The 6,547-nt window shown below is 57.8% G+C and carries 6 protein-coding genes and 1 riboswitch; of the genes, 1 reads left to right on the top strand and 5 read right to left on the bottom strand.

All coding sequences use genetic code 11. The features are described 5' to 3' along the window. The 3 genes from thiP to sgrR form a co-directional block, all read right to left on the bottom strand. Positions 1 to 1,376, bottom strand: a 1,376-nt coding sequence (gene thiP / locus RTK32_RS17195) for a thiamine/thiamine pyrophosphate ABC transporter permease (protein WP_312046112.1), incomplete at its 3' end; no start/stop codon positions are given. Then, complete coding sequence (thiB, locus tag RTK32_RS17190; protein ID WP_312046110.1) at positions 1,352 to 2,338, bottom strand: thiamine ABC transporter substrate binding subunit; 987 nt, start codon at positions 2,336 to 2,338, stop codon at positions 1,352 to 1,354. The genes thiB and thiP, both read right to left, overlap by 25 nt. Before the next feature lie 39 nt (positions 2,339 to 2,377). Next, positions 2,378 to 2,476: riboswitch (TPP riboswitch) on the bottom strand. A 35-nt stretch (positions 2,477 to 2,511) separates the two neighbouring features. Beyond that, positions 2,512 to 4,173 (bottom strand): HTH-type transcriptional regulator SgrR, encoded by a 1,662-nt coding sequence (gene sgrR / locus RTK32_RS17185; RefSeq protein ID WP_312046108.1) that lies wholly within the window; start codon positions 4,171 to 4,173, stop codon positions 2,512 to 2,514. A 245-nt stretch (positions 4,174 to 4,418) separates the two neighbouring features. Here sgrR and RTK32_RS17180 point away from each other — a divergent pair, with 245 nt between their 5' ends. Continuing rightward, positions 4,419 to 5,597: a sugar efflux transporter gene (locus RTK32_RS17180; RefSeq protein ID WP_312046106.1), complete on the top strand. Its 1,179-nt coding sequence runs from the start codon at positions 4,419 to 4,421 to the stop codon at positions 5,595 to 5,597. 55 nt (positions 5,598 to 5,652) lie between these two features. Here RTK32_RS17180 and leuD read toward each other — a convergent pair whose 3' ends face one another. Both leuD and RTK32_RS17170 read right to left on the bottom strand, forming a co-directional pair. Continuing rightward, positions 5,653 to 6,258: a 3-isopropylmalate dehydratase small subunit gene (gene leuD, locus RTK32_RS17175; RefSeq protein ID WP_312046104.1), complete on the bottom strand. Its 606-nt coding sequence runs from the start codon at positions 6,256 to 6,258 to the stop codon at positions 5,653 to 5,655. A 2-nt stretch (positions 6,259 to 6,260) separates the two neighbouring features. Continuing rightward, positions 6,261 to 6,547 (bottom strand): aconitase family protein (locus RTK32_RS17170; RefSeq protein ID WP_312046103.1); only part of this gene is annotated, 287 nt, incomplete at its 5' end.

Raw genomic sequence — 6,547 nt, 5'->3', positions numbered from 1 at the left:
CGCAGCTCGATCAGTCGCAGCCGGTTTACTCCGCTAATATCCAGCGCCAGACAAAGACGGCTATAGCGCTCGGCAATATCGCGCAGGGGATTATCCAACACCTTCATCGCATAGGGCACGGCCATCAGTGCATTGGTAAAAATAACGATCCCGTCAGCAGACCGGGGCAGACCAACCGTATCGTTCAGCAGCAAGAAGAAGCCGGTAGCCAACACGATCCCCGGCATCGCCAGGATCAGCATTCCACTCAGCTCCATCATCTGACCAGCAAAAGGCTGCTGGCGCAGGCGCAGCTCGCGGCTGCTCCACAGCAGCATGGTGGTCAGCAGCACGCAGAGCACCCCAGCGCCAAGCGCGATCCGTAGCGAGATAAAAGCCGCCTGCCAGAGCGCCGGCTGTTGCAGCACGCTGAACAGATTACTGTTTAAGCCGCTGATAACCACGGCCAACAGCGGTGGCACCACAAGCAGCAGCAGCAGCGAGACCAGCACCCCATCCAGCAGCTTCGCGACCGGGTGATCCTGGGGATCTCGCCAGCCTTGCAGAGTAGTGGTACCCGACGGTAGCGCTTTGCTCAGCCGCTGGCTCACCACCACCAGGCCCAGGCAGCAGACCATTTGCAGCATCGCCAGAAGGGCCGCGCGGCCAGGATCGTAATCAAAGTTCAGCGCCTGAAAAATCGCCAGTTCAATGGTGGTGGCCTTGGGGCCGCCACCCAGCGCCAGCACGGTGGCAAAACTGGCGAAGCAGAGCATAAAGATCAGCGAACCCACCGGTAGCAGCTGGCGTCGTAGCCAGGGCCACTCGACCAGCCGAAACTGATGCCACCCCGTGATGCCCAGCTGCGCTGCCAGCTGACGCTGTTCGGCAGGAATTTGCTCCAGCGTTTGCAGCAGCAGTCTGGCGGCCAGCGGCAGGTTGAAAAAGGCATGCGCCAGCAAAATGCCCTGCAGCCCATAAGGCGTGAAGCGGTAGTCGACGCCCAGCCAGGCACAGAGCGTTGCCAGCCATCCTGTACGGCCATAGACGCTGAGGATACCGAAAACCGCGACCAATACGGGCAGCACCAGCGTCATAGCGCAAAGGCGCAGCACGATTTCGCGGCCCGGAAAGCGGCGACGATAGAGCGCCCGCGCCAGCGGCACGGCAGGCGTAAGCGCCAGCAAAGCAGAAAGAAAGGCCTGCCAGAAGGAAAAGCGCAGCACGTGCCACAGATAGCTGTCCTGCCAGAGCGCGCGCACGCTGACCGGCGCATTGTGCCCAAGCGCGATAAAAGCGAGCAGCGCCACGGTGACCAGTAGCGTGGCAGCAAGGCAGCCGGGAACGAGGCTGCCTGAAGGTTGACGGCGGGCTAGCGGCTGACGGCGCGTTGCCATTCGCTGATCCACTGGCTGCGATGGCTGGCGACGTCCTGCGACGAGTATTGCAGCGTGGTTTTCGGCAGAGGAAGCGTATCAAAACCAGCCGGGAGCTTGCCTGCTACGGCGGGATACATCCAGTTACCCTGCGGAATAGTCTGCTGGAAAGGTTTATCCAACATAAATTGCATAAACTTCTGTGCCAGCTGTGGCTGTTTGCTGGTTTTTAGCTGTCCGGCGACCTCCACCTGAAGGTAGTGACCTTCGCTGAAATCGGCGGCGGCATACTGGGTTTTTTTCTCTTCAATAAGGTGATAAGCAGGCGAGGTGGTGTAGCTCAGCACCATATCTGCTTCGCCCTTCAGGAACAGGCCATAGGCCTCGCTCCAGCCTTTGGTTACGGTAACGGTTTTCTGTGCCAGCTTCTGCCAGGCGGCGGGGGCATCATCGCCATAGACTTTCTGCATCCACAGCAGCAGGCCCAGACCTGGCGTACTGGTACGCGGATCTTCATAAATAATCTTCAGCGGCTGGTCGCCTTCGACTAATGCCTTAAGGCTTTTTGGTGGCGTCTTCAGCCGCGTTTTGTCGTAAACAAAGGCGAACCAGCCGTAGTCATAGGGAACGAAAGTACTGTTTGTCCAGCCACCCGGTACGGTGACGCTGCGGATATCAACACCGCTGGCGGCAAACAGGCCGGTTTTTTCCGCCGCATCCAGCAGGTTGTTATCCAGCCCCAGCACCACGTCGGCCCGGCTGTTTTTTCCTTCCATACGCAGACGGTTTAATAGCGCGACACCGTCGGGCAGCGTGACGTAGCGCAGCTCACAACCACAGTTAACCTCAAAAGCTTTTTTAATAGCCGGGCCGGGCCCCCATTCGGAAGAGAAAGAATCGTAGGTGTAAACCGTCAGCACGGGTTTGGCAGCAGCGGCAGAAAGCGAGCAAAGCAGCAGCAGAGGCAGGACTTTTTTTAGCACTTGGCGTTCCTTTATGGTCAGGCGACGCGCGATCTGAGCAGGTGAAGCACTCTCAAATCCCTACGCCGGTATTAGCCGGGTCAGGTTCGACGGGTTTATCTCAGCGTCGGCTGATGCCGCGCACCCCGTTGAGAACGAGTTATTCTAATGATTTCTGTAGAGTAGCGAAAGCGTCATGATTCGGGGGGCGCAAACCAGGCGGACTTGAAATCAAACCAGCCAAGCGTGTTCATGCGCACGCCGCGCATACTGCGTTCGCCTTCCAGCAATAGCCAGTGATGGAAAAGCGGATGAAGATAGCTGTCGGCCACCTGCTGCCTGCTCCAGTCGGCCAGCGACAATTGCTGTTCGCGCCAGCGCTGTGCATCCTGCTGCCAGTCAATCGGCACGCAGTGTTGCAGCAGTGGGATTTCATATAACAGGGCAAATAGTGAAAACTCAAGCGGTAGCGTAAAGTTAGCGCTGCCCAGCCAGATATCGCTCTGTGCCTCGCCCTGATGCCAGCGGGTATAATCGACCTGCTTCGTTACCAGCGCCACGCCCTGCGCAGCCAGCAGCGGCTGGAGAAGATTAGCGATGGCCTGATGCTCAAGATGATCGCCATACCAGGTCAGCGTGAGCGAGGTCAGGCCCGCCGGTTTTTCCGGCACGTCTAAATCGCGTCGATGATGCCAGCGCGGTAGCAGTCCGTAGGCCGGAAACCAGTAACGCTGATAGCCGGTTCCGGCATGGCTCAGCAGCGCTATCGGGTTGGCGATGGCGCTAACCCAGCGACGGATCTGCTCATCACGCCCCAGGGGCGAACGCTGGTCGAACAGCAGGAAATAGCAGCCCTCCTCAAGCCGGCTTTCCTCCGATTTTTCACCCACGCTGCCGCCTTCCAGCCTGACGCCCGAATAAACCAGCTCCTCGCTGATTTCCGGCAATACCCAAATATTGACCTCATCAAGCAGTGCGCGGTAGCCGAAATAGGCATCGAAGGCTTCAATTTTCAGCTGGCTTTGCTGATTGCGTACCACGGCGTAAGGCCCGGTCCCGATGGGCTGGCGACTGAAATCGGGCATAGCAGGCCACTCTTTCGGCACGATCAGTGCGCTTACCCCCGCCAGCAGCCAGGGCAGCCAGAGGTCAGGCTGATGCAGGTGGATATCCAGCGTCCAGGGAGTAGGAGAGTGAATCTGTGCAATGTTTGCAAAAAGCGGCTGGGCCCGCGTCCGTTCCAGCGTGGCAATCACATCCGCCATTTCCATTTCGCGGCCGTGATGAAAATGCACGGCGGGCCGTAAATAAAAGCGCCAGTGCCGTGAGGAAATCGTTTGCCAGTGATGAGCGATATCCGGCTCGATTTCCCCGTTTTCCTCATTTATACGGGTCAGACCGCTGAAAATCTGCCTGGCCAGATGCGTTTCCGAGCGGCGCAGCGCGGTCGCCGGGTTCAGGTTAAGCAGAGAACGATAATAGAGCACTCGCAGGATATGTTTACCCTGACGAAAGCTCCGGCCCAGATGAGAGAGCAGCATTTGCCGCACGGTATTTTTGTCGCCAACCAGCTGCACCAGCTGATCGATACGATCCTGCTCCAGCAGGTCTTCTGCCCGCTGCTGCTGAAGCGCAAGGCCCGTATAGTGAAACGTCAGCATCGAGCGTTTGCCGCGCCCGGCCTCGGCCTGCCACGTCAGCCAGCCTGCCTCTTGCATCGCGCCAAGTAGATTGCGCATGTGGCGACGTGAACAGCTGAGCTGAAGCGCCAGACTATCGAGTGTGGTAGCCTGCGGCTGACCCTCACAGCTTTGCCAGAGCCGGATAAACTGCTGTTGTAAACGTGTCGATTGCATAAAAGGGGAACTCTTTTTGAAAAGTCGCCTGTTTTTTCTGCCCCATATTAAGCCCATACTGCTTCACGATGAAAGGGCGGGAGGCATTCTTTTGAATGGCGCGCTTTCAAGACTTTATATCTGAGTAGGGTGTATTTTCACCAGCCAGCAGGCGTCTTGCCCGCTGGCTTTTTTCATTTTGCTTTTTCTTCTATGCTTGCTGTTTGCGCCTGCATGCAGGCCTCTTTTATTGCAAGGGATGTGGTATGAAATCGCTGCTAACGCGTCGCCGTCGTCTTAACCCTGTTTACCTGGCTTTTATGGCCGTCTCTTTTATGGTGGGGATTGCGGGTGCGCTGCAGGCCCCCACGCTGAGCCTGTTTTTGACGCGCGAAGTCGGCGAACGGCCATTCTGGGTGGGGCTGTTTTATACCGTGAACGCGATTGCCGGTATTGCCGTCAGCCTGCTGCTGGCGAAACGATCGGATGACCGTGGCGATCGGCGCATGCTGATCCTGTTTTGTTGCCTGATGGCGGTAGGGAATGCGCTGTTGTTCGCCTTCAATCGTCACTACCTGACGCTGATCACTTTTGGCGTGCTGCTGTCGGCGTTGGCCAGCGTTGCCATGCCGCAAATCTTTGCGCTGGCGCGTGAATATGCGGACAGCTCCGCGCGTGAAGTTGTAATGTTCAGCTCGGTTATGCGCGCCCAGCTCTCGCTGGCATGGGTAATTGGCCCACCGCTTTCCTTTGCACTGGCGCTGAACTACGGCTTTACCACCATGTTTTCCGTAGCTGCAGGGCTGTTTGTGCTCTGCATCGCGCTGATCTGGTTTGCGCTGCCCTCTGTGGCAAGGGTTGAACAGGCGCCGGACGTGGTGATCACCCAAATCAGCGCGTGGAAAAACAGGGATGTGCGCCTGTTATTTATCGCCTCGCTGCTGATGTGGACCTGCAACACTATGTATATTATTGATATGCCTCTGTATATCAGCAGCGTGCTGGGCCTGCCGGACAGGCTTGCGGGCCTGTTGATGGGCGTGGCGGCGGGCCTGGAGATCCCGGCGATGCTGCTGGCCGGGCACTACGTTAAACGTTTCGGCAAGCGCAATATGATGCTGTTTGCCGTGGCAGCAGGCGTGCTGTTTTATCTGGGTCTGGTGCTGTTCCACACGCGGGCCGCGCTGCTGGCGCTACAGATTTTCAACGCTATTTTTATCGGCATCATCGCCGGGATTGGGATGCTCTATTTTCAGGATCTGATGCCTGGCAGACCCGGGGCGGCCACCACGCTTTTCACTAATAGCATCTCAACCGGCGTGATCCTGGCAGGCGTACTACAGGGCGCGCTGGCAGAAACATTTGGCCACTATTCGGTTTACTGGGGCGCGCTGATCCTCTCGGTGGCGGCGCTGGCGATGTCGGCTAAGGTCAAGAATGTGTGAGGGAGGGGAAGCGGCCCTGGCGAAACGTGCGTGGACCGCTTTTAACCTGCTGGCGCTAGCGTAAAAAGGCCGGCTGGCGGCGTTCATAATCGCTGATGCTGGCGTCATGCTGCAGCGTCAGGCCAATACTGTCCAGCCCGTTAAGCAGGCAGTGACGGCGGAAAGCATCAATGCTGAAAGCATAATGCTTATCGCCCGCCACCACTTCCTGTTTTTCCAAATCCACGGTAAAGCGGATGCCCGGCTCGGCGGCCACCTGTTGGAAAAGCACCTCTACGTCTTCTTCGCTTAACGTGACCAGCAGCAGCTGGTTATTAAACGAATTATTGGCAAAAATATCGGCGAAATCGCTGCCGATGATCGCCCGAATGCCGTAGTCGGTGAGTGCCCAGGGGGCATGTTCGCGCGAAGAACCGCAGCCGAAGTTTTCCCGCGTCAGCATAATGCTGGCACCGCGGAAAACAGGCTTATTCAGGATAAATTCCGGATCGGGGATCTCTCCTTCCGCATCCTTATAACGCCAGTCGAAAAAAAGATTTCGGCCAAAGCCGGTGCGCGTCACCATCTGTAAAAACTGCTTGGGGATAATGGCGTCGGTATCGACGTTGGCGGCATCCATGGGCACCACTATACCCGTGTGCTGCGTAAATTTTGTCGCCATAATTACTCCTGGTTCAGCTCGCGTATATCGGCAAAATGCCCGGCTACCGCGGCGGCAGCGGCCATTGCCGGGCTGAGCAGGTGGGTACGTCCCCCGCGCCCCTGGCGGCCTTCAAAATTCCGGTTGCTGGTAGAGGCGCAACGCTCGCCGGGACTCAGACGATCGTTATTCATCGCCAGACACATCGAGCAGCCGGGCAGGCGCCACTCGAAACCCGCCTGCAGAAAAATTTGATCCAGCCCTTCGGCTTCGGCCTGCGCCTTGACCGGGCCGGATCCGGGCACCACGT

Source organism: Erwinia sp., from assembly GCF_031978025.1.
In the GTDB taxonomy this organism is placed as follows: Bacteria; Pseudomonadota; Gammaproteobacteria; order Enterobacterales; family Enterobacteriaceae; genus Erwinia.
Note: the sequence above shows the minus strand (reverse complement) of the source record. Positions and strands in the feature narration are given on the sequence as shown.

Excerpts from the sequence above, each read along its gene's own strand:
- sgrR (WP_312046108.1), bottom strand. The coding sequence starts at position 4,173 with ATGCAATCGACACGTTTACAACAGCAGTTTATCCGGCTCTGGCAAAGC.
- RTK32_RS17180 (WP_312046106.1), top strand. The coding sequence starts at position 4,419 with ATGAAATCGCTGCTAACGCGTCGCCGTCGTCTTAACCCTGTTTACCTG.
- leuD (WP_312046104.1), bottom strand. The coding sequence starts at position 6,258 with ATGGCGACAAAATTTACGCAGCACACGGGTATAGTGGTGCCCATGGAT.